A 21485-nucleotide genomic window follows, 5' to 3' on the forward strand; every position below is an offset into this window, starting at 1 on the left:
AACGCAGCATGACAGTCGTTCAAGCCGGTTGTTAGACGGCGCGGATCTCGTCGCCGATGCGCAACTCGCCGCGCGTCAGGATGTGCGCATAGACGCCGATCTGATTGCCGAGTTTCTGCGACACGGTGCGCAGCACGGTCGGGTCTTTCTCGGCTGTGTCGGGATCGAGCGTGATCATCACGCAGCGATCGATCGGCTCGACGACGGCGACGCGCGCCTGTTCACCGATGGCGAGATGTTTGCCGACCCACGCCGTCTCGTTGTCGCCATGCAGCGAGACTTCAAGATTGATGCGGAAGCGGCGGCGATCGACGGGGGCGCCGTGCAGTGCTGCAACCCGGTCGCCGATATCGTTGCCGACCAACGACACCGCCATCGAGTCATAGGCGCCGCGACCGAGCTGCAGCAGCGCGACTGGTTCGCCGGCTTCTTCGGAAAGACGCGCCAGCAGCGCTGCGTCGTCGATCGCATAGACTTTGCCGTCGGGCGCTTCGACGGTCAGTTTGGCGACATGCGGATTGGGCGCGTCGTAGCGCGCGACCCAACGGATCAGGTCGGGCAGTTGCCGTCCGGTCAGCCAGGGAAAGCGCGTACGGTCGTTGCTGCGCAGGAAGGCATATTGCCGGTCGCCGAACAGGCCGGTGCCGCGCAGCGTGCTCGCATCGAGCTTTTCGCCGCGCATCGACTTGACGGGAAAGCGCCAGATCGCGTCGAGCGTGCCAATCATACGAGTGCGTCCAAGGAGATGCAGGCGCAGGCGACCGCGAGCAGCAAGCATAGCGGCACGAAATAGCGCGTATCGAGCTGCGCGAATTTGGACTCGCGCTCGCGCTTGAACGCGCCGACCCAACGAAAGTCACCGATGGCGCGCGCCAGAAAGGCGAGCGCGAGCAGCGCGACCGCAATCGCCGCGATCGTGTGCAACGGACCGGCCCGCACCGCGAGGCGCACGCTATAGGCGGCGATGGCCAGCGCCAGCGCGACCAGCCAGGTGCTGCGCGACGAAGGTTCGAACAGGCGTTCGCCCGTCGCGCGGCGCGGCACGGCCGCGTCTTTGCCCCAGCGTCCGCCCAACGCCCAATAGACATGCAGCACCGCCAGCGTGTTCAGCACCGCCGCAACGGTGAAGGCCAGCGCAACCAGCATTACGGACGCCAGCCGTGTGGATCGCGCAGGAAGCGTTCGACCGCATCCAGTTCGGAGTCGTCGAAGATGCGCTTTTCGCGCGCCACTGCCAGCACGTCCCACCAAGTCGCCAGCGCATGCAGCTTGACGCCCAGCCGTTCGTTGGTGGCGATGCTTTCGGGGAAGATGCCGTAGTGGAAGATCACGAACGTGTCGGACACGACCGCGCCCGCGTCGCGCAGTGCCTTCACGAAACGCTCTTTCGACGAGCCTTCGCTTTGCAGATCTTCGACCAGCAAGGTGCGCGCACCGTCGCGCAGATGGCCTTCGATCTGCGCCATGCGGCCGAAGCCTTTGGCCTCTTTGCGCACATATTGCATCGGCAGGCCGAGACGATCGGCGATCAGCGCGGCATAGGAGATGCCCGCCGTCTCGCCGCCTGCAACGCCGTCCAGCCGCTCGAAGCCGAGATCGCGCTGCAACGTCGCGACCGCGAAATCCATCAAGGTGCTGCGTACGCGCGGGAAGGAATTGACCTTGCGGATGTCGACATAGACCGGGCTTTTGCGGCCCGAGGTAAAGGTGAAGGGCTCGCCGCGCGCGAACAGCACCGCTTCGATTTCAAGCAGCGCTTCGGCAGTCAGTCGCGAGATGGTGGCTTGGTCGTACGTCATGCTCGTTCCAGGCTCCACGCGACAGTCTCGCCGCCGCGGAAAGGGTGTACTGCGATCTCAGCGGTCACGTCGATACGCGCCGGCACAGCAGTGGCCTTCCGGATCAGCGTGACGCGCGCCTCGTTGACCGGCAGCCCGTAGAAGCGCGGCCCAGCCAGCGACGCGAATTCTTCCAGCCGGTCCAGCTTGCCCTGGCTGTCGAACGCTTCGGCGTAAAGCTCGATCGCAGTCGGGGCGGTGAAGATGCCGGCGCAGCCGCAGGCCGACTCTTTCTCGGCGATCGGATGCGGCGCGCTGTCAGTGCCGAGAAAGAACTTGCCGTCACCCGACGTCGCCGCTTCGAGCAGCGCCGCTTTGTGCGTGGCGCGCTTGGCAACCGGCAGGCAGTACATATGCGGGCGGATGCCGCCGACCAGCATCGTGTTGCGATCGATCAGCAGATGATGCGCAGTGATGGTGCCGGCGGTCGGCCCTTCGGCTTCGCGCACCCAGGCGACGCCTTCGCGCGTGGTGACATGTTCCAGCACGATCTTCAGACCGGGATGCGCCCGGCGCAGCGGCGTCAGGATCTTGTCGAGAAACACGGCTTCGCGGTCGAACACGTCGACATCGTGATCGGTGACTTCGCCATGCACCAGCAGCGGCAGGCCGATCTTCTCCATCCGCTCTAGCACGGGGCGGATCTTGGCAATGTCGGTGACGCCGTGCGCGCTGTTGGTGGTGGCGTGCGCAGGATAGAGCTTGGCGGCGGTGAAGATCTTGTCTTCGAGCTGGGCCGCGTCGGTGCCGTCGGTGAGATAGGCGACCATCAACGGCTTGAACGCCGAGCCGGCGGGCAGGGCGGCGACGATCTCGTCGTGATAGGCGCGGGCGCGCGCCGCATCGATCACTGGCGGGCGCAGATTGGGCATGATGATGGCGCGGCCGAACTGCGCCGCCGTGTAGGGCAGCACCGCGCGCAGCATCGCGCCGTCGCGAATATGCAGATGCCAATCGTCAGGTTGGCGGATGGTGAGCTTGTCGGTCATGTCGATCTGTCGAGTTTCTGAAATGCGATTGCGCTGGTCGCCAGCATCGCCATCCACCAGCTTTGCCAGGCGCCGAAGGCCAGGCTGGCAACGGTGAAGGCAACGCAGAAGGCGGGAATGGCGAAACGGCGCGTGTCGGACGCGAAGTTGGCAAGGCGCGTGGTCAGCGCAACGAACGCAGCCAGCACCAGCGCACCGCCGACGACGCCAAGCTCCAGCAGCACCTGCAACCAGCCATCATGCGGGTGCAAGGTCAGCACCGGTTTGTCGGGCGCCTGAAAGCGCGACACGACGCCGTCATTGGGCACGACGCGCGAATTGTTGAGACCCCAGCCCAGGATCGGACGTTCGAGAAACTTCTTGGCGGCAAAGCCCCAGATCTCGACCCGATGCCGGGCCGAGTAAAAGAGATGCTCGTTGTCAGCGACGCCCGCCTTGTCCAGCGTCCGCGCAAGCGGCACGCACAACAGCATCGCCAACACGACCAGTACGGTCGGCAGACGCCGCACCAGGTTGGGCAGCAGGCTGACCAGCCCGAACACGCCCAGCGCGATGACGCTCGACAGGCGCGACGAGGCGCTTTCCGTCAACGGCGTGAGCGCAGCGAAAATCAGCAGCAACGGCGCTGCAATGTGCGACTTGCCCTGGCGCCACAAGACCAGCGCCGCCGGCCACAACAGCAACGGCAACGCATCGGCGGCACGATTGGCGTAGCTGAAATTCAAGGTGCGGTTCGAGAAAAGCTGGGCTGCCGGCGTGGCGAGAAACGATTGCGCCGCGAACAACACCAGCGCGATGCCGGTGCCCAGCAGCAAGGCGCGTTCGACCTTGCGCTGCTCGGCCGCGTCGAGCTTCACCGCAGCCACGAACACACTGCCGACCAGCAGTAGAGTCAGGTCGGGAATTTTCGCGAAGACTTCTTTGGGCGCGAACGCCCACAGCGCACTGGCCGCGGCCCAGGCCGAAATCGCAACCGCTAGCACCAGCGCCGCGCGCGGCGGCACCGGCCATTGCTTGTCGCGGATGCGCGCCAACACGATCGTCGCGACGATGCCGAGAAACGACAACGGTGCCGTACCCAGCGGTGCGATGACCAGCATCGGCCCGATCAGACCGAACCACAGCGCGAGGGATGTGGCGGGGCTCATAATCCCCTCTCCTCGAAGGAGAGGGAGGGGCCCGTCGCGCAGCGATGGGAGGGTGAGGATTCGTTCGTCGAGCGCAGAACCCTCACCCTAGCCCTCTCCCTCGGGGAGAGGGGACATGACGTATGCGCGCTCATTTCTTGCCGTCTTCCAACGTCGCCTTGAGATACGACAGGATCGGATAGATCGCCGCCATCAGCGCGATCAGCACACCGTAGCCGCCTTCTTTGTAGCCTTTGCGCAGCACGTAGGTTTTGTAGAAGCGCGCGAAGAAACGGCCGACCCAACGGCGCATCGGATCTTTGGGTTTTCCTTGCGCCCAATTGTGCCGCAGATCGAGCGCCAGCTCGGTCGTGTAGCGATCGAGACGATGGATCATATCGGAAATATCGTCGTCGACTTTGTGCTGGATGCGACCTTCCAGCATCGGGCCTTTGCTGCCGTCCATCTTCACTTTGGGATGGCTGTAATTGCGGCCCCAATGTTTGTAGCCGCGTCTGTACAGCGCGACATGGGCCGACTTGCCCCAGGCCGCACCCCAGCCGTAGCGCACCAGACGTTCGCCGACGAAATTGTCGACCGGGATCAGGTGATAATCGAACGAAGTGGTTTCGATCGTGCGCCGGATCTCGGCCGCAAGCTCGGGCGGAATGCGCTCGTCGGCGTCGACTTCCAGACACCAATCGCCGGTCGCAGGCGTGTTCGACGCGTCGCGCCGTTCGCCCCACGTCGCCCAGGCACCTTCGACGATGGTGGCGCCGTGCGCCAACGCGATTTCTTTCGAACGGTCGGTGCATTTGTCGAGCGCGACGACGACCTGGTCGCAGAATTTCAACTGTTCGAGACAGGCACCGAGATGCCGCTCTTCGTTGTGGGCGCAGATACAGGCGGTGAGTTTCGTCATGCAGCGAGCGCTCGGGCTTTGTCGTACACGTCGTCGACCGACAATGCTTCCATCAGCCGTGTCGCCAGCGTGTCGTCGATCTTGCAAAGGTCGGTGGTGCGTTGCGGATCTTCGTGCGCGATCGCATAGGCCGCGTTCGCGCCCCAGGGACGATAGCGACGCGGCAGGCCGGGGCCGAACAGCGCCAGCGTCTTGCAGCCGGTTGCAGCCGCAAGATGCGTCAATCCGGAATCGTTTCCGACATACAGCGCGGCGCGTTCGAGCAGTGCCGCCGCAACCAACGGCCGCGTACGATTGGCAAGATCGATCGCGCCGGGAAGAAGCGCTGCGATCTCGGCGGTGATCTTTGCATCGTCGCCGGCGCCGAGCAGCACGATGCGCGTGTCGCGCAAATCGCTGCCGGTCAAACGCTGCGCGAGCTCCGACCAGCGCGCAGCGGGCCAGCGTTTGCCGACCGACGCGGCGCCGGGTGCCAGCGCGAGCAATTTGCGTCCGTCATCTGGAATCAACGACGCAGCTTCTGCGCGGCTGGCATCGTCGAGCGCGACGCGCGGTGCGGGCGGCGTGTCGAAGCCGAGCGTGGTTGCGATCTGTTCGACGACATGGCGCGTCGGGTCGGCGCGGCCGATCGAGATCAGTTTGCGTTTGCGCAGCAGGCGCGACATCGGTGAATTGCGCAAATCGACCACCAGGTCCCAGCGCGTGCCAATCGTCTCGCGCCACAGCTTGCGCCAATGGCCAGCGGCCTTCTGTTTTTCCATCGAAAGGACGCGCACGACGCCGGGCAGGGTTGCGAACAGCTCGGCCGCCACCGGACCGCATGCCACGGTTACGCGTGCATTCTCGCCGAGTCGCGCGGCCGCGCCGGTCGAGAGCACGGCGTCGCCCAACCGGGTGGCAGTGACGTAGAGGACGTGCAAGGACGGCGTTTCCGGACTAGGTAAGAGCGACTTCTGGTAGCCCCCAGGCCCCGCCTTGCCAAGCATGACGACCCCATCTTTCCGCACCAAACTCGACGATCGCGGCCTGTTGCGGGTCGGCGGGCCCGACCGCGTCGATTTCCTGCAGGGGCTGATCACCAACGATGTGGCCGCCATTCCTGCCGGCACCGCGCGCTATGCCTGGCTGCTGACGCCGCAAGGCCGGTTTCTGCACGAAATGATCGTCCGCGATGACGGCGACTCGCTGCTGCTCGATGTTGAAGCGGCACGGCGCGACGATCTGCTCAAACGACTCACGCGGTTTCGCCTGCGGGCCAAGGTCGAGCTGGCCGACGTGACGTCTGATTTTAGCGTCTGGGCCGGTTGGGGTGCGCCAAGAGATGCGACAGAATGGCCCGAACTCGCGATCCATCATCCCGACCCGCGGCTCGACGCGCTGGGCTCACGTGCGCTGCTTCCGGCCGGGGCGGATCTGCATGCCAATGCGACGCGGGACGATTGGGATCTGCATCGCCTGACCGTCGGCGTGCCCGACGGCAGTCGCGATTGTCCGGTGGAAGACGCGTTGGCGGTCGAAAGCAATCTCGATCTGCTGCACGGCGTCGCCTGGGACAAAGGTTGTTATGTCGGGCAGGAGCTGACCGCGCGCACGCATTTCCGTGCGCTGGTGAAAAAGCGTCTGGCGCCAGTTGTGATCGATGGTGATGCGCCTTCATTCGGCGCGATCCTGTCCGATGCCAGCGGAAAAGAACTGGGTGAAATGCGTTCATCGAATCGCGGACGTGGTCTTGCGCTGTTGCGCACCGACGCGATCAACGGCGACGTAACGCTTCATGCAGGTACGGCGAAGCTCACCGTGCAACGACCGGATTGGCTGATCACGCATGGATGAGTTGCTGGTTTATCGCGACCTGTTGGGCGCGCGCAGCGAAGGGTTCGTCGCCATGCAATATAGCGGCTTCACGCAGTTGAAGCCGTTTTTCGTCGGTACGCGCGGCGAGGTTCCGGGCGACGGCATGTTGATCGCCAACGGTCCGGTCGGTCGGTTTCGCGCGCGGCAGTTGGGCGTTCCGGGCAAAGATCTCACGCACTGGATCGAAACGCACAAACCCCGCGCCATCCACGCGCAGTTCGGACTTGGCGGCGCGTTGGCGCTGCCCTTCGCGCAGAAATTCGATCTGCCCTTGTTCGTCACTTTTCATGGTGGTGACGCGACCAAGGAAACGCATTACCGCAAACGCTGGCCGGTGCCGACGATCTATCAGCGCCGCATGGACGCGATGGTCGAGCGTGCGCGCCTGATCTTCTGCGTGTCGGATTATTTGCGCGATCGTTTGCTGGCGCGCGGTTTTCCCGGCGCCAAGTTGCTGACGCACTATCTCGGCATCGAGCTACCGAAAAAGCCGGCATTGCCGGCATATCCGTTGCGCTCGCCGAATATTCTGCTGGTCGCGCGGCTGGTCGAAAAGAAAGGCGTCGACGTTGCGATCGACGCGATGGCAAAGCTGCGAAGCGAAGCGCCCGATCTGATCCTTGGCATCGTCGGCGACGGTCCGCTGCGCAAGGTGCTGGAACAGCGCGCGCGCGACAGCGGCGCCAACGTGCATTTCTTCGGCTGGCATACGCCGGACGATGTCCATGCGCGGATGCGCGAAGCCGCGATGTTGCTGATCCCCAGCCGCACCGCCAGCACTGGCGATGCCGAAGGGCTGGGGCTGGTGACGTTGGAAGCGCAAACGGTCGGATGCCCGGTGATCGGCAGCCGGCATGGCGGCATTCCCGAGGCGGTGCTGCACGAACAGACCGGCTTGCTGTTCCCCGAAGGCGACGCCGACGCGCTGGCGGCCGCGATCCTGCGCATGCGCCGGGAAAATGGTCTCGCCGAACGGCTGCGTGTTGCGGCCTTCGACCGGCTGCTGGAAGATTTCGACGCGAAAAAGCAAAGCGCGTGGCTGGAACAGATCCTGGTTTCGCTGAGCGAAGGCGACCAACGATGAATTGTGGAGGCAAGGGATGAAGCGACTTCTTGTAGGTGCGATCGTCGCGAGCGTGTTGACGCTGACTTCGTGCGACAAGAAGGAAGACGCGATCGAGATCGGCTTTGCCGGTCCCATCACCGGCTTCAACGCGGTGTTCGGCGCGCAGATGAAGCGCGGCGCCGAACAGGCGGTCGCCGACATCAACGCCGCCGGCGGCGTGCTGGGCAAGAAACTTGTCATGCGCATGAGCGACGACGTTTGCGATCCCAAGCAGGCGGTGGCGGTCGCCAACCAGATGGCGGCGGCCAAGATTCCGTTCGTACTCGGTCATTTCTGCTCGGGCTCGTCGATCCCGGCGTCGGACGTCTATGCCGAAGCCAATGTGATCGCAATGTCGCCAGGTTCGACCAATCCGAAACTGACCGACGATCCGAAAAAGAAAACCATCTTCCGCATCTGCGGCCGTGACGACGCGCAAGGCCGCGTTGCTGGCGCATGGTTGGCGAAGAAATATGCGGGCAAGCGCATCGCGATTGCGCATGACCGGCAGGCCTACAGCCAGGGCATCGCCGACGAGACCAAGAAGGCGATGAACGCGGCCGGGCTTCAAGAAGTGCTCTACGACACGGTGACGCCGGGCGAGAAAGATTACTCGGCCTTCGTCAGCAAGCTCAAAGCAGCGCGCATCGACCTGCTCTATTACGGCGGCTACCAGATCGAATCGTCGTTGATCGCGCGGCAGATGCGCGAACAGGGACTCGAAGCTGCGTTCATGGCGGGCGATGGTCTGGGCACGATGGAATTCTGGACCGCGGCTGGTGCGGGCGGTGAAGGGACTTTGTTCACCTTCGGCCCCGATCTCGCTGCCGATCCGCGCAACGCCGAAATCGTGAAGCGCTTTACCGCCAATGGCGGCAATCCGCCCGAAGGCTACACGCTCTATTCCTATGCCGGCATTCAGGCCTGGGCGCAGGCCGTGCAGAAGGCGGGTACGACCGATCCGACGACGGTCGCCGCGATGCTTCGCAGCAACAAAGCCGACACTGTGTTCGGACCGGTGACGTTCGACGCGAAAGGCGACGTGATCGGCGAGCCCTACGTCATGTATCGATGGAGCAAGGGCGCCTACGCACCGTTGGTCGAATAGGGCGTGTACCAGCTCGACCTGCGCGACGGTCTCGCGCGCGATACGCCGCGCGAATGGGCCGAGTCCTGCCTTGCCCGCACGCTGACTCTCGAACCCAAGCTGCATGCCTTCGTCACGCTCGATGAAGGCGTAACGCGCAAAGCCATCGACACCTTGTCGAGCGGGCCGCTCGCGGGTGTGACGGTCGGCGTGAAGGACATTATCGACACGGTCGATCTGCCGACGCAGATGGGCTCGCGCCTGTTCGAAGGGCGTCGCGCCAACCAGGACGCCTGGATCGTCGCGCGACTGAAAAGTCTGGGCGCGATCGTGATGGGAAAGACGGTGACGACCGAATGTGCGTGGCGCACGCCGGGCGCAACGCGCAACCCCTGGAACCTCGACCATACGCCCGGCGGATCATCGAGCGGTTCGGCTGCGTCGGTTGCGGCGGGGTGTGTGCCGGTAGCGCTGGGCAGCCAAACATTGGGATCGATGATCCGTCCTGCCGCGTTTTGCGGTGTCGTCGGTTTCAAACCCAGCTTCGGCGCAATCCCGCGCACCGGCGTGTTGCCGGTTGCGCCAAGCCTCGATCATCTCGGCTTGTTCGCGCGCTCGGTCGGCGACGTCGCGCAGGTCGCGCCGTTGCTGTTCGGCCAGAATGACGGTGACGCGGTGCCCGCCGTGCCGGCGTGGTACGACGTCAAGACAAGCGACGCGCCTGTGCTGGCGCGCGTACGCACCGCGCGCGACGCGTTGGTCAGCGACGCACAACGCGCGTTGATCGACGAGGTGCAGCGCAAATTCGAAGGCGCTGGCGCACGCATCGTCGAACTGACCCTGCCGCCCGAATTCGACGCAGTGTGGGAAGCGGCGCGCGCAATCATGGCGGCCGAAGCCTACCAGGTGCATCGCGACCGGATTGCAGCGATGCCGGGCAAGGCGGGCGAGGCATTGGTTGCGCTGGTCGAAGAGGGCGCGGTCGTCGCGCCCGCAATCCTCGAAGCGTCGCGCATCTTGCAAGTATCGCTGCGCACGCGCTTTGCGGCGCTGACCGCCGGCGTCGACGCGGTGCTGACGCAGCCCGCAATCGGCGAAGCGCCGAACGGTCTCGGCGACACCGGTGATCCCGTCTTCTGCACGCCCTGGACCTTTCTCGGCGTGCCCGCGATCACGATGCCGGCGGGCGTGGGACCGAACGGATTGCCGCTCGGCCTGCAACTCGCAACGCGCTGGGGGCAAGACGTGCAGCTGCTGCGCGCTGCGGCTTGGTGCGAAGCGAGCTTGGCGCTACCGCGCCAGATCGCGCTCGGGTGAAGCGCAGGTCGTAGCGTCTTTTCAGTTGCGTCGCGCAATATCGGAAGTATACTTCTTATGAAGTATCCGATTGGCCCCGTGCAACTCGAACCCGACACAGGTGCGTGCATGACAGCGCCCAAGGTGAACGACGACCCGACTCTTGCGATGTGCAGATTGTGGACGCGCGATCGCGATCACTATGACGACATGCTGCACCTGACCTCGCTGCGCGAACGCGCCGTGTTTCATGCGCCAGGCGACGACGAGGCCGAACGCCTGTTTCGCGCCCAGGCAACTGTGACCGACCGGTTGGGCGACAAGCTCGAACGATTTACGCGCGCGATCTTTCGCACCCGGGCGCAATCGCTGGAAGGTGCGGTCGCCAAACTTGCGGTCGTGTTGCGGCACGTCGCGCCATCCAACGACACCAACGAAGAGCCGTGGCCGTATTTGCGTAACGTGCATGCCGACCTCGAACGGCTGCACCAAGCCGCCGCGAATTCGAACGAGTCGGCAGAGCATCAGACCGGATAGAAGCGCGCGGACGGCCGGCACGAGGCAAATCGCGCCGGCACATGTGATCGCCTTGCCCTGCGTGAAGCGCGGAATTGCGCGCTTTCGTCGGCGTTGCGCTGCATTGCGGTCGGACGGCCAACCGACAACCGGGCGCCTGGCGTCTTCCGGCGTGCGGATCTGATCGCTTCGTCCTAGGTTATCTATCCATGCAGCCGCTCAGCATACGCATCCATGGCTAGCCTGCTTGCTGGCGCACGGATTCTGCTTGTCGAAGACGAAGCTCTCGTCGCGATGATGCTGGAAGACATGCTGCTTGATCTCGGCTGCGTCGTTGTCGGCCCGGCCGCACGCGTTGATGAAGCGATGGAGCTGGTGCGCGGCGAGGCGATCGACGCGGCCGTGCTCGACGTCAATCTTGCCAATGAAACCGTGTTGCCAGTTGCCGAAGCACTCGCTGCGCGCGGCGTGCCGTTCGTATTCGGCACCGGCTATGCGCGCGTCGATATGTTGGGCTCGTTTGCCGATCGCCCGGTGCTGCACAAGCCGTATCGGTCGAGCGACCTGTCGGAAGCGATCCGGCGCGTCGTGGTGTAAGCGCACGTGTTCGACGGTTTTTCGGCCGCAACGGTCGAGGTCGGCGACACAACAATCTTCGTGCGGCGCAAAGGCGAGGGGCCGCCGCTGCTGTTGCTGCACGGTTTTCCAGAAACGCATTTGATGTGGCGCGCCGTTGCGCCGGCGTTGGCAGCGAACTTCACGGTGCTTTGCGCCGATCTGCGCGGCTATGGCGCCAGCGGCGCGCCGGAGTCCGACGACCAGCACGCACCCTACGCCAAACGCGCCATGGCGAACGACATGGTGCAGCTGATGCAGGCGCAGGGCTTCGCGCGCTTTAGCGTCGCCGGTCACGATCGCGGCGCGCGCGTCGCCTATCGCATGGCGCTCGATCATCCCGATCGCGTCGAACGTCTGGCGCTGCTCGACGTCATCCCGACCGGCGAAGCCTTCGATCGGGCCGATTCGCGGCTGACCTTGGATTACTGGCCGTGGTCGCTGTTGGCTCAACCTGCGCCGTTGCCGGAACGGTTGTTGGGCGCAAATCCCGAAGCGGTGGTCGACGACGCGCTGGGCGGCTGGGGATCGGATCGCGCCAGCTTTCCCGACACGGTGCGCGACGCTTATGTCGATGCGCTACGCGATCCAGCCAAGCTGCACGCCATCTGCGAAGAATATCGCGCCGCGGCCACGATCGATCGCAAGGACGACGAAAGCGATCGTCGCGCCGGCAAACGCATCATCTGTCCGACGCTGCTGTTATGGGCGGAAGCTAGCGGGCTCGATCGTTGGTATGACGGCGGCCCGCTCGCGATCTGGAAAGACTGGGCCGAGAACGTAACGGGCCGCGCTATGTCAGGCGGTCATTTCTTCGCCGAACAAAACCCCGGCGCGACGATCGCGGCGTTGCACCAGTTCTTCAGAGACAGCCTTCGATGAATTGCGCCGGCCCGTTGAGGCCGGTGCGAAAGCTCGTGACCACGCCTTTTTCGGTTTCGAAGACGAGGCGACGGTCCGGCTTGCGGCCGAACACAGTCACGTAATGACCGTCCTCGTCCAGGTAGGGATGGGGTGACACTGCGATCTTGCGGTCGCGATAGGTGTGCAAGATCTCGTCTTCTTTGCTGCCGACATGCATGCCGTGATCGTCGTGCACGTCGGGCTGGCCAACATCGATCCGGACCAGCCGTTCGTCGTTGAACATCAAGATGAGATTCTTCGGTGCGCGCGTGGCGACGCGATGCTCGCAGTCCGAACCTTGTTCCTCTCGCGACGAGAGCGGTCCGGCAATGCGCGCGACTTCGGTCAGCGTCATCCCGAAGCGCAACGGACCAGCACCGTCCTCAGTCAGACGCCAATCCGTCTCTGCGTACACGGATGAGCTTGCGATCGCCGTCACGAACGCAACGGCAATCGCAAAGCGCCTCACTCGGGCCGTTCCTGCGCTTCTAACACCGCCTGCGCCGCGGCAAGGCGGGCGATCGGCACGCGATAGGGCGAGCACGACACGTAATCGAGCCCGACCGTTTCGCAGAATTTGATCGAAGCCGGGTCGCCGCCATGTTCGCCGCAAATACCGAGCTTGATGTCCGGGCGCGTCGCGCGACCGCGTTCGGCTGCAATCTTCACGAGTTCGCCGACACCCGACTGGTCGAGCGTGACAAAGGGATCGTTCTCGTAGATGCCCTGGCGCAGATAGGTCGGCAGGAACATCGCAGCGTCGTCGCGCGACAGGCCGAACGTCGTCTGCGTCAGATCGTTGGTGCCGAACGAGAAGAATTCGGCGCTTTCGGCGATCGATCCAGCACGCAATGCAGCGCGCGGCAATTCGATCATCGTACCGACCTGGTATTCGATCCGCGTGCCGTCCTGGTGCGTCGTCTCGGTCGCAACGCGATCGATGATCGCCTTCAAAATGTCGAGCTCTTTGCGCGTGCCGACCAGCGGGATCATGATTTCCGGCACGACCGTGTCGCCGGTCTCTTTTTTGACTTCGACCGCGGCGCTGAAAATCGCCACGACTTGCATCTCGTAGATCTCGGGATAGGAGATGCCGAGGCGGCAACCGCGATGGCCCAGCATCGGATTCGATTCCGACAGCGACTTGACCCGGTCGCGCACGCGCGCTTCGTCGATCTTGAGCGAGGTTGCGACGTCGGTGATCTCGCGCTCACCATGCGGCAGGAATTCGTGCAACGGCGGATCGAGCAAGCGGATCGTGACGGGCAGGCCCTTCATGATCTTGAACAGCTCGACGAAGTCGCGCCGCTGCATCGGCTCGATCTTGGCCAATGCCGCGCGGCGGCCTTGTTCGTCTTCGCTGAGGATCATCTCGCGCACGGCGAGAATGCGATCGGCGTCGAAGAACATATGTTCGGTGCGGCACAGGCCGATGCCTTCGGCACCGAACTTGCGCGCGGTTTCGGCGTCGAGCGGGGTTTCGGCGTTGGCGCGCACTTTCATGCGGCGCAACTTGTCGGCCCAGCCCATCAAGGTGCCGAAGTCGCCCGACAATTCCGGTTGCCGCGTCGGCACTTCGCCCAGCATCACTTCGCCAGTCGAGCCGTCGAGCGTGATCAGGTCGCCGGCCTTCAACGTGTGACCGCGCACGGTCAGAGTCTGCGCCTTGTAGTCGATGCGGATGTCGCCGGCGCCCGAGACGCAAGGACGGCCCATGCCGCGCGCAACTACGGCCGCGTGGCTGGTCATGCCGCCGCGCGTCGTCAGAATGCCCTGCGCCGCATGCATGCCGTGAATGTCTTCGGGGCTGGTTTCGATGCGGCAGAGAATGACTTTCTCATTCTGGCCGGCACGACGTTCGGCTTCGTCGGCCGCGAACACGATCTTGCCCGCAGCCGCGCCGGGTGAGGCGGGCAGGCCCTTTGCCAGAATGTCTTTCTTGGCTTTGGGATCGATCGTCGGGTGCAGCAACTGGTCGAGTGCCGCCGCATCGACGCGACGCACTGCTTCGGTTTCGTCGATTAGTTTCTCGGTCGCCATGTCGACCGCGATTTTCAGCGCGGCTGCGGCGGTGCGTTTGCCCGAGCGAGTCTGCAGCATGTACAGCTTGCCTTGCTGCACCGTGAACTCGATGTCCTGCATGTCGCGATAGTGGGATTCGAGATTCAGGCGAACCTCGTCGAGCTGCTTGAACACGCCCGGCATGGTTTCTTCCATCGCGGGCAGGTTCGAACCGTTGGCTTCTTTGCCTTTGATGGTCAAATGCTGCGGCGTGCGAATGCCGGCGACCACGTCTTCGCCCTGGGCGTTGATCAGATACTCGCCATAGAACGCGTTCTCACCCGTCGACGGGTTGCGCGTGAAGGCGACGCCGGTGGCGCAGTCTTCGCCCATATTGCCGAACACCATCGACTGGACGGTGACCGCGGTTCCCCAATCTTCCGGGATGCTGTGCAAGCGGCGATAGGTGTTGGCGCGCGGATTGAGCCAGGATTCAAACACGGCGCCGATCGCGCCCCACAGCTGTGCGTGCGGATCCTGCGGGAACGGCTTGCCGGTCTCGTGCTCGACGACTTTCTTGTAGCCCTTGATGACGTCTTTCCAGTCATCGGCCTTCAGGTCGGTGTCGAGATGCAGATCGGCGTCGCGCTTGTGGGTTTCGAGAACTTCTTCGAATTCGTGATGGTCGATGTTCAGAACGACGTTGCCGTACATCTGAATGAAGCGGCGATAGGAGTCGTAGGCGAAGCGCGCATCGCCGGAACGGGCTTCGAGACCTTTCACGGTCTCGTCGTTGAGCCCGAGATTGAGGACTGTGTCCATCATGCCGGGCATCGACACACGCGCGCCCGAGCGCACCGACACGAGCAGCGGATTGCTGGCGTCGCCAAATCGCGCGCCGATCGCGTCTTCGACTTTGGTCAGGCCGGCTTTGACCTGGTCTTCGAGTCCGGCGGGGTAATTGCGCCCGTTCTTATAGAACTCGGTGCAGACTTCGGTCGTGATGGTGAAGCCGGGTGGGACGGGCAGGCCCAGGCTGGACATCTCGGCGAGGTTCGCACCTTTGCCGCCGAGCAGATTCTTCATCTTGGCAGTGCCGTCACTGCCGCCGGCACCGAAGCCGTAGACCCATTTGCGATCCACCGAAGCCCCCACCTTTGCCGCCAGCACTGCGCTGCTGCTCATGAGATTTATCCGCCTTGAATTTCCGTGAAATCCGCGACCTTGGTAAGCACGGCGCGGAGCCGCGACAAGAGGCGCAAACGATTTGCGCGCACCGCAGACTCATCGGCGTTCACGGTGACGCGGTCGAAGAAAACGTCGACCGCGCCGCGCAGTTCCGAGAGTGCGCGCATTGCGCCCACATAGTCTTCCGAGGCCAAAACGGGCTCGATCCGCGTCGTGGCCGCTTCCAAAGCTGCGCCCAGTGCGCGTTCCTCGTCCTGCACGTAGGCGTCGGCGCTCGGCGCCTGATCGTAGGTGACGCCGTCTTTCTTCTCTTCGATGCGCACGATGTTGGTGGCGCGCTTGAAGGCAGCCAGCAGATTCGTGCCGTCGGTGGTGCCGAGAAAGTCCTGCAAGGCGCGAACGCGCGCCAGCACGCGCACCAGATCGTCTTCGTTGCCGAGTGCGAACACGGCGTCGATCAGATCGTGTCGTGCGCCCTGTTCCTTCAGCGTCACTTTGAGACGGTCGGCGAAGAAATCGAGCAATTGTTGCGTGATCGCCGGGTCTTTGCGCCCGTGCAGCGCCAGCGCAGCGTCGAACGCGTCGCGCAGATGCAGCCGCAGACTGTTCTCGATGATCAGGCGAATCGCACCTAGCGCGGCACGGCGCAGCGCGAACGGATCTTTCGACCCGGTCGGGGTTTCGCCGATCGCAAAGAAGCCCGCCAACGTGTCGAGCTTGTCGGCCAGCGCGACCGCAACCGACACAGGCGCGGTCGGGCATTGGTCGCCGGGGCCGAGCGGGCGGTAATGCGCAGCAATCGCGTCGGCGATTTCTTCGAGCGGACCGACGCGATGCGCCTGTTCCGAGGTCGGTGCCGCGCCGCTGTTGGTTTCGCCAAGCAGATAATAGCGACCGATGATGCCCTGCAGCTCGGGGAACTCGCCGACCATGCCGGTGGTAAGGTCGGTCTTGGCGAGCTTGGCTGCTTTGCGTGCCGACAGCGGATCGGCTTTGCACGCGCTGCTAAGTTTCTCGGCCAGCGCCTGCATGCGCTCGGCCTTGTCGCGCATCGTGCCAAGCTTGGCGTGGAAGGTGACGCTGGCGAGATCGTCGTAGCGCGTTTCCAGTTTGCGCTTGCGATCCTGGTCCCAGAAGAAACGCGCATCGGCGAGACGCGCGCGCAGCACGCGTTCGTTGCCGGCGACAACGGACTTGCCGCCGTCGGTCGTTTCCATATTGGCGACCAGCGCGAACCGCGGCGCGGCTTTGCCGTCGCGATCGTGCAAGGTGAAATACTTCTGGTTCGCGCGCATCGTCGTGCGGCGCACTTCGACCGGCAGATCCATGAAGCTCTGGTCGATCGAGGCCAGCAGCACGACCGGCCATTCGACCAGCCCCGCAACTTCCTGCATCAGCGCGTCATCGCTTTCGACCAGCAAGCCTTCTGCATCGGTCTTTTCGTTCAGCTGGCGAATGATTTCGCGCATCCGCTCGCTGCGCTCGACCAACACTTTGGCCGCTTTGAGCTTGGCGACGTAATCGGCGAACGAGGTGACGCCGAACGGTTCGGGCGCGAGGAAACGGTGCCCGCGCGTCGTGTCGCCGGCGGTCAGCACGCGGTCGGCGCCAAGCTCGAACGACAGCGGCACGATCGCACCGTCAAACAGCGCGATGATCGACACCAGCGGGCGCACCCAGGCGACGCGGGTTTCGCCCCAGCGCATCGATTTCGGCCACGGCAATTCGCGTAGTGCGGCGGGCACCAGCTCGGTCAGGACTTCGGTGGTCGGGCGGCCTTGCACCGATTTCGACGCAAACCAGAACTCGCCGCGTTGTTCAGCTTCGTCGAGCGAGGCCAGGCCGGCGGCTTTCAGAAAGCCTTGGATCGCACCGTCGGGCGAGCCGACGCGCGGACCTTTGCGTTCGACATTCTTGTCGGGTTGGCGTGCGGGCAAACCAACGATCTGCAAAGCGAGGCGGCGCGGCGACGAGGTCGCGTGCGCGCGTTCGAAGGTCAGGCCGGCTTCGGTCAGTTTCTCGGTGATGAGACGCTGCAAATCTTCGGCAGCGCGCAGCTGCATGCGCGCCGGGATGTCTTCCTGCAGCAGTTCGAGGAAAAACTCGCTCATGCCGAAATCCAAGCTTCACAAACCGCTTTCGCCAGATTCCGCACGCGGCCGATGTAAGAGGCGCGTTCAACCACGCTGATCACGCCGCGCGCGTCGAGCAGGTTGAACAGGTGCGAAGCCTTGATGCATTGGTCGTAGGCAGGCAGCGGTACCTTCTTCTCCAACAGCGACGCGCATTCGCGTTCGGCATCTTCAAAGTGCTTGAACAACATCGCGGTGTCGGCGTGCTCGAAATTATAGGCGCTGAACTGTTGTTCGTTGCGCAGGAACACGTCGCCGTAGCTTTTGTGCGCGGCGCCGTCGGCGCGATTGAACGGCAGCTGATACACGCTCTCTTTGTTGAGCAAGTACATCGCCAGACGTTCGAGCCCGTAGGTCAGCTCGACCGCGACCGGATCGCATTCGATGCCGCCGACTTGCTGGAAGTAGGTGAACTGCGTCACCTCCATACCGTCGCACCAGACTTCCCACCCCAGGCCCCAGGCACCCAAGGTCGGCGATTCCCAATCGTCTTCGACGAAGCGGATGTCGTGCAGGCTGGGATTGATGCCGAGCGCTTCGAGGCTTTTCAGATACAGGCCCTGCGCGTCTTCGGGCGACGGCTTCAGGATCACCTGGAACTGATAATAATGCTGCAGCCGGTTGGGGTTTTCACCGTAGCGGCCATCGGCGGGACGGCGGCAGGGCTGCACATAGGCGGCGCGCCACGGATCCTTGCCCAGCGCGCGCAAGGTCGTCGCCGGATGGAACGTACCGGCGCCCATCTCGACGTCGTAGGGCTGCAGGATCAGGCATCCCTGGTCTGCCCAGAAGCGCTGCAGGGTGAGGATGACGTCCTGAAAACTGGCAACGGTCATAAGGCCGGAATCGCCCGATCGAGGATGAGAAAGGCTGGGCTTCGTAGACTGGCTCAGCCGGTGGGGCAATCGGCCCGGCCGCAGCCCTGCGTCGCGCCCGCCGCCACGTAGGCGTGGCAGATCCGGCACTTCACGGTCTCGGTTGCATCGACAACGCGCGACGCGTGCGCTTCGTCCGGCGCCGGCGCTTGTTTTGCCGCTTCCCAGCGTTTGCGCGCAGCGTCGACGCGCGCGATCCACCGGGCGCCGTACCAAACGGCAAAGAGAATCGCGGCGAGAACGAGAAGCTTGGCGAACATCGCTAGGGCTTAGCGCGTTTTCCCGCGAAATGGGTACCGGTTCGCGGAGGGAAAACGCGCAAACAAATGGTAGGCATGATCCTCTGGATCATGCCGGGCGCTAGGGGGCTTCGAGCGGCAAGGCCGCCCCGTCCCACAAGATCGCCCGCGCCGCGTCGCTATACGCGCCATCGTCTTGGTGCAGCACCAGCCCGGGCAACAGGCTCGACGGTGCACGCGACCCGATTGCGGCCTGCACCAGCACGCGTTTGGCGGCGACGCCGCGCTTGGGCCACAGCGGCAGGATGCGGACGTCGCCGAAATACGGGTCGAGCGCGGCCAGAATGACGGCAAGCCGATCGGCGCGATGGATCAGGCTCAACGTGCCGCGATGGACGAGGCGCGTGCGCGCGACATTGATCCAGCGAGCCAGATCGTCGCCGTCGACATGGCAGTGTGCTTTCGCCTTGCGCGGTTCGGGTGAGGGATCGTGCGCGCCCGCTTCGAGATAGGGCGGGTTGAGCAGCACGCGCGCGAACGCACCCGCAGGTGCCGCGCCGACGTCTGCATGCACGATCTGCACGCGCGCGCCGACGCCGTTGGCGCTGGCGTTTTCGCGCGCCAGTCGCGCGGTTTCGGCGTCGCTTTCGACGCCGACCAGTTCGATGTCGGGGACGCGGGCGGCAAGACAGAAGAGGGCGGCGCCGACGCCGCAGCCCAGTTCGAGCACGGTTTCGCCGGCGCGTGCGGGGACGGCGGCGGCAAGCAGCACCGGATCGATCGCGGCACGATATCCGGCGGTGGGTTGGATCAGCTGTACACGCCCGTTCAGCAGCGTGTCGGTGCTGGTTGCCGGGCGCGCGTCAGCGTTGGTCATCAAGCGCGTACCCGGCATCCGCGACCAGACGCCGCGCGGAGATCAGATCGTCGCTGCTGACCATCAGCCGACGCGGAATCGCGCCAATGGAGCCTTCCAGCACGCTCGTATGTTGGTCAGCGATGAGGGAGCCGATGCCCGCATCGGCCAGCAGGGCCTGCAGGAAGGACAACAGGACGAGATCGTTGGTTCGAAGCAGTTCGGTCATGTGGTTTGGCGCCGGGCTATCTGGGTTGGCGCGAGGCGCGCGGGCTTGACCGGTCGAGGTGCCCGGTTATGTTGCGATCACCGTGGATTTTGCCCGGAATTCCAGGCATTTCGCCAGCGTTGTGACCGTCAAATTCACGGTTGCTAGCAGCAATGCCAATCCGATCGGGTACAGTGCCTGAACGAGTGCCCGTTTTCGGAGCGACGAAGCTTTGACCGCCCCTGCAATCCAGATCCGACCTGAGCGTGAGCTTGCGCCCGATGGGCTCGATCGGCTGACGAGCCTGGTTGCTGACGATCTGGCCGAAGTGAACCGGGCGATCCTCGCCCGCATGCAGTCGTCGGTCCCGCTGATCCCGCAGCTTGCGAGCTACATCGTTGCTGCCGGCGGCAAACGTTTGCGCCCGTTGCTGACCTTGGCGTCGGCGCGACTTTGCGCCCATGACGGCAATCGCCATGTCGCGCTCGCGACTGCGGTTGAGTTCATTCATACCGCTACGCTGTTGCACGACGACGTCGTCGATGAAAGCGAACGTCGTCGCGGACGCGCCAGCGCCAACGCGCTGTTCGGCAACAAGCCCTCGGTGCTCGTCGGCGATTTCCTGTTCAGCCGCGCGTTTCAGCTGATGGTGGAAGACGGTTCGCTCGACGTGCTGCGCATTCTGTCGAACGCGTCGGCGGTGATTGCCGAAGGCGAAGTACTGCAGCTTGCAACTGCCAACGATCTCGGCACCGACGAGAATTCGTATCTCGACGTCATTCGCGCCAAGACGGCCGCGTTGTTCGAAGCCGCCTGCGAAATCGGCGGCGTGATCGCCGATCGTCCGGTCGAAGAAATTCAGGCGCTGGCGACCTACGGCGCCAATCTCGGCATCGCGTTTCAGATCGTCGACGACGTGTTGGATTACTCGGCTGCGCAAGCGCGGCTGGGCAAATCGATCGGCGACGATTTCCGCGACGGCAAAGTCACCTTGCCGGTGGTGCTCGCCTATGCCCGCGCCGACGAGGCGACGCGTGCCTGGTGGCGCCGCTGTCTCGAAGACCAGGACCAGCGCGAAGGTGACCTCGAACGTGCCATCGACGAGATCCGCCGCACGCACGGCTTCCGCGACGCGATTCTGCGCGCCCGGACCTATGGCGAGCAGGCGACGGCGGCGTTGGCGCTGTTTCCGTCCAGCCCGATTCGAGACGCGATGCTGGACGTCGTGACCTTCACGATCGAACGGGAATTTTGAACCGCGCTGCGAAGCAGTAGCGGTTCAAACTCGTCATCCCCGCGCAGGCGGGGACCCATGGTTCCGCCGACGAAATGGTCGCGTGTTGCCGCGCCGATGGACCCCGGCCTTCGCCGGGGTGACGTGTGTTTTTTAGGGCGGGGCGGGGTGCTTGCCCCGGCGGTCCCCGGGCGCTACAACCGCCGCCCTGTCGGGGCGTAGCTCAGCCTGGTAGAGCGCTACGTTCGGGACGTAGAGGCCGGAGGTTCGAATCCTCTCGCCCCGACCATTTGAAAAAGGGCGATCCTTCGCGGGATCGCCCTTTCTCGTTTCGCACGCCGCAACACCGCACTTTGGCTGCGCGACCACGCGTGGGTGTTTTTCCCATTGACTGATTGTACAGTAACATTACAACTGCGCCCACGGTTCGCACCAACGCGAGTCGCAGAAGATCTGTTCTTTACAGTGTTATCTGAAAGCGGAGGCGCGGCATGCGGCAT

The 21485-nt window shown here is 64.1% G+C and carries 22 protein-coding genes and 1 tRNA gene; 9 read left to right on the plus strand and 14 right to left on the minus strand.

The annotated features are described in order from the left end of the window. Positions 1-31 precede the first annotated feature (31 nt). From TMPK1_RS02735 to TMPK1_RS02765, 7 genes are all read right to left on the minus strand, one after another. Positions 32-727 (minus strand): MOSC domain-containing protein, encoded by a 696-nt coding sequence (locus TMPK1_RS02735; RefSeq protein WP_420241278.1) that lies wholly within the window; start codon positions 725-727, stop codon positions 32-34. After that, on the minus strand, positions 724-1146 hold the full coding sequence (locus TMPK1_RS02740) for a DUF3995 domain-containing protein (protein ID WP_420241279.1): 423 nt from the start codon (positions 1144-1146) through the stop codon (positions 724-726). Before TMPK1_RS02740 ends, TMPK1_RS02735 begins: the two co-directional genes overlap by 4 nt. Continuing rightward, positions 1146-1799 carry an orotate phosphoribosyltransferase gene (locus TMPK1_RS02745; protein WP_420241280.1) on the minus strand — a complete coding sequence of 218 codons (654 nt, stop codon included), beginning with the start codon at positions 1797-1799 and terminating at the stop codon, positions 1146-1148. Before TMPK1_RS02745 ends, TMPK1_RS02740 begins: the two co-directional genes overlap by 1 nt. Further along, positions 1796-2827, minus strand: a complete 1032-nt coding sequence (pyrC, locus tag TMPK1_RS02750; protein WP_420241281.1) for a dihydroorotase — start codon at positions 2825-2827, stop codon at positions 1796-1798. The genes TMPK1_RS02745 and pyrC overlap by 4 nt, the downstream gene beginning before the upstream one ends. Then, complete coding sequence (locus TMPK1_RS02755) at positions 2824-3975, minus strand: O-antigen ligase family protein (protein ID WP_420241283.1); 1152 nt, start codon at positions 3973-3975, stop codon at positions 2824-2826. Before TMPK1_RS02755 ends, pyrC begins: the two co-directional genes overlap by 4 nt. Positions 3976-4105: 130 nt before the next feature. Further along, positions 4106-4876: a glycosyltransferase family 2 protein gene (locus tag TMPK1_RS02760; RefSeq protein ID WP_420241284.1), complete on the minus strand. Its 771-nt coding sequence runs from the start codon at positions 4874-4876 to the stop codon at positions 4106-4108. Next, entirely contained in the window at positions 4873-5796 is a 924-nt protein-coding gene (locus TMPK1_RS02765) for a glycosyltransferase family 9 protein (RefSeq protein WP_420241285.1), read from the minus strand. Before TMPK1_RS02765 ends, TMPK1_RS02760 begins: the two co-directional genes overlap by 4 nt. 64 nt (positions 5797-5860) lie before the next feature. Between TMPK1_RS02765 and ygfZ the strand changes: the two genes are divergently transcribed. The 7 genes from ygfZ to TMPK1_RS02800 all read left to right on the plus strand — a co-directional run bounded on the left by ygfZ (position 5861) and on the right by TMPK1_RS02800 (position 12231). Further along, positions 5861-6709, plus strand: a complete 849-nt coding sequence (gene ygfZ / locus TMPK1_RS02770) for a CAF17-like 4Fe-4S cluster assembly/insertion protein YgfZ (protein WP_420241286.1) — start codon at positions 5861-5863, stop codon at positions 6707-6709. Beyond that, positions 6702-7814, plus strand: coding sequence for a glycosyltransferase (locus tag TMPK1_RS02775; RefSeq protein ID WP_420241287.1), 1113 nt, complete (start codon positions 6702-6704; stop codon positions 7812-7814). Before ygfZ ends, TMPK1_RS02775 begins: the two co-directional genes overlap by 8 nt. Positions 7815-7830: 16 nt before the next feature. Then, complete coding sequence (locus TMPK1_RS02780) at positions 7831-8943, plus strand: branched-chain amino acid ABC transporter substrate-binding protein (protein WP_420241288.1); 1113 nt, start codon at positions 7831-7833, stop codon at positions 8941-8943. A gap of 3 nt (positions 8944-8946) precedes the next feature. Next, a complete protein-coding gene (locus tag TMPK1_RS02785; RefSeq protein WP_420241289.1) occupies positions 8947-10239 on the plus strand; it encodes an amidase in 1293 nt (430 codons plus the stop codon). A 57-nt stretch (positions 10240-10296) separates the two neighbouring features. Next, positions 10297-10755, plus strand: a complete 459-nt coding sequence (locus TMPK1_RS02790) for a hypothetical protein (RefSeq protein WP_420241290.1) — start codon at positions 10297-10299, stop codon at positions 10753-10755. A 213-nt stretch (positions 10756-10968) separates the two neighbouring features. Beyond that, a complete protein-coding gene (locus TMPK1_RS02795; protein ID WP_420241291.1) occupies positions 10969-11331 on the plus strand; it encodes a response regulator in 363 nt (120 codons plus the stop codon). A 6-nt stretch (positions 11332-11337) separates the two neighbouring features. Next, positions 11338-12231: an alpha/beta fold hydrolase gene (locus tag TMPK1_RS02800; protein ID WP_420241292.1), complete on the plus strand. Its 894-nt coding sequence runs from the start codon at positions 11338-11340 to the stop codon at positions 12229-12231. Here the strand turns inward: TMPK1_RS02800 and TMPK1_RS02805 are convergent. The 7 genes from TMPK1_RS02805 to TMPK1_RS02835 all read right to left on the minus strand — a co-directional run bounded on the left by TMPK1_RS02805 (position 12212) and on the right by TMPK1_RS02835 (position 19772). Further along, positions 12212-12667 carry a hypothetical protein gene (locus TMPK1_RS02805; protein WP_420241294.1) on the minus strand — a complete coding sequence of 152 codons (456 nt, stop codon included), beginning with the start codon at positions 12665-12667 and terminating at the stop codon, positions 12212-12214. The two genes, TMPK1_RS02800 and TMPK1_RS02805, sit on opposite strands and share 20 nt — an antisense overlap. 50 nt (positions 12668-12717) lie before the next feature. Beyond that, positions 12718-15438 carry a pyruvate, phosphate dikinase gene (gene ppdK, locus TMPK1_RS02810; protein WP_420241295.1) on the minus strand — a complete coding sequence of 907 codons (2721 nt, stop codon included), beginning with the start codon at positions 15436-15438 and terminating at the stop codon, positions 12718-12720. A gap of 5 nt (positions 15439-15443) precedes the next feature. Continuing rightward, complete coding sequence (gene glyS, locus TMPK1_RS02815; protein ID WP_420241297.1) at positions 15444-17552, minus strand: glycine--tRNA ligase subunit beta; 2109 nt, start codon at positions 17550-17552, stop codon at positions 15444-15446. Continuing rightward, positions 17549-18409, minus strand: a complete 861-nt coding sequence (locus tag TMPK1_RS02820) for a glycine--tRNA ligase subunit alpha (protein WP_420241298.1) — start codon at positions 18407-18409, stop codon at positions 17549-17551. Before TMPK1_RS02820 ends, glyS begins: the two co-directional genes overlap by 4 nt. A gap of 53 nt (positions 18410-18462) precedes the next feature. Continuing rightward, the gene (locus TMPK1_RS02825; protein WP_420241299.1) at positions 18463-18708 is read right to left on the minus strand and encodes a hypothetical protein; all 246 of its coding nucleotides are present in this window, start codon (positions 18706-18708) and stop codon (positions 18463-18465) included. A gap of 100 nt (positions 18709-18808) precedes the next feature. Beyond that, on the minus strand, positions 18809-19564 hold the full coding sequence (locus TMPK1_RS02830) for a tRNA1(Val) (adenine(37)-N6)-methyltransferase (protein WP_420241300.1): 756 nt from the start codon (positions 19562-19564) through the stop codon (positions 18809-18811). Then, positions 19551-19772: a putative signal transducing protein gene (locus tag TMPK1_RS02835; RefSeq protein ID WP_420241301.1), complete on the minus strand. Its 222-nt coding sequence runs from the start codon at positions 19770-19772 to the stop codon at positions 19551-19553. Before TMPK1_RS02835 ends, TMPK1_RS02830 begins: the two co-directional genes overlap by 14 nt. Positions 19773-19983: 211 nt before the next feature. On the opposite strand from TMPK1_RS02835, the gene TMPK1_RS02840 reads away from it, so the two are divergent. Beyond that, positions 19984-21006, plus strand: coding sequence for a polyprenyl synthetase family protein (locus TMPK1_RS02840; protein ID WP_420241302.1), 1023 nt, complete (start codon positions 19984-19986; stop codon positions 21004-21006). 191 nt (positions 21007-21197) lie between these two features. Then, positions 21198-21274: transfer RNA gene (locus TMPK1_RS02845), tRNA-Pro, on the plus strand. Positions 21275-21485 lie beyond the last annotated feature (211 nt).

It is taken from the genome of Roseiterribacter gracilis, from assembly GCA_018332375.1.
Classification (GTDB): domain Bacteria; phylum Pseudomonadota; class Alphaproteobacteria; order BOG-932; family Roseiterribacteraceae; genus Roseiterribacter; species Roseiterribacter gracilis.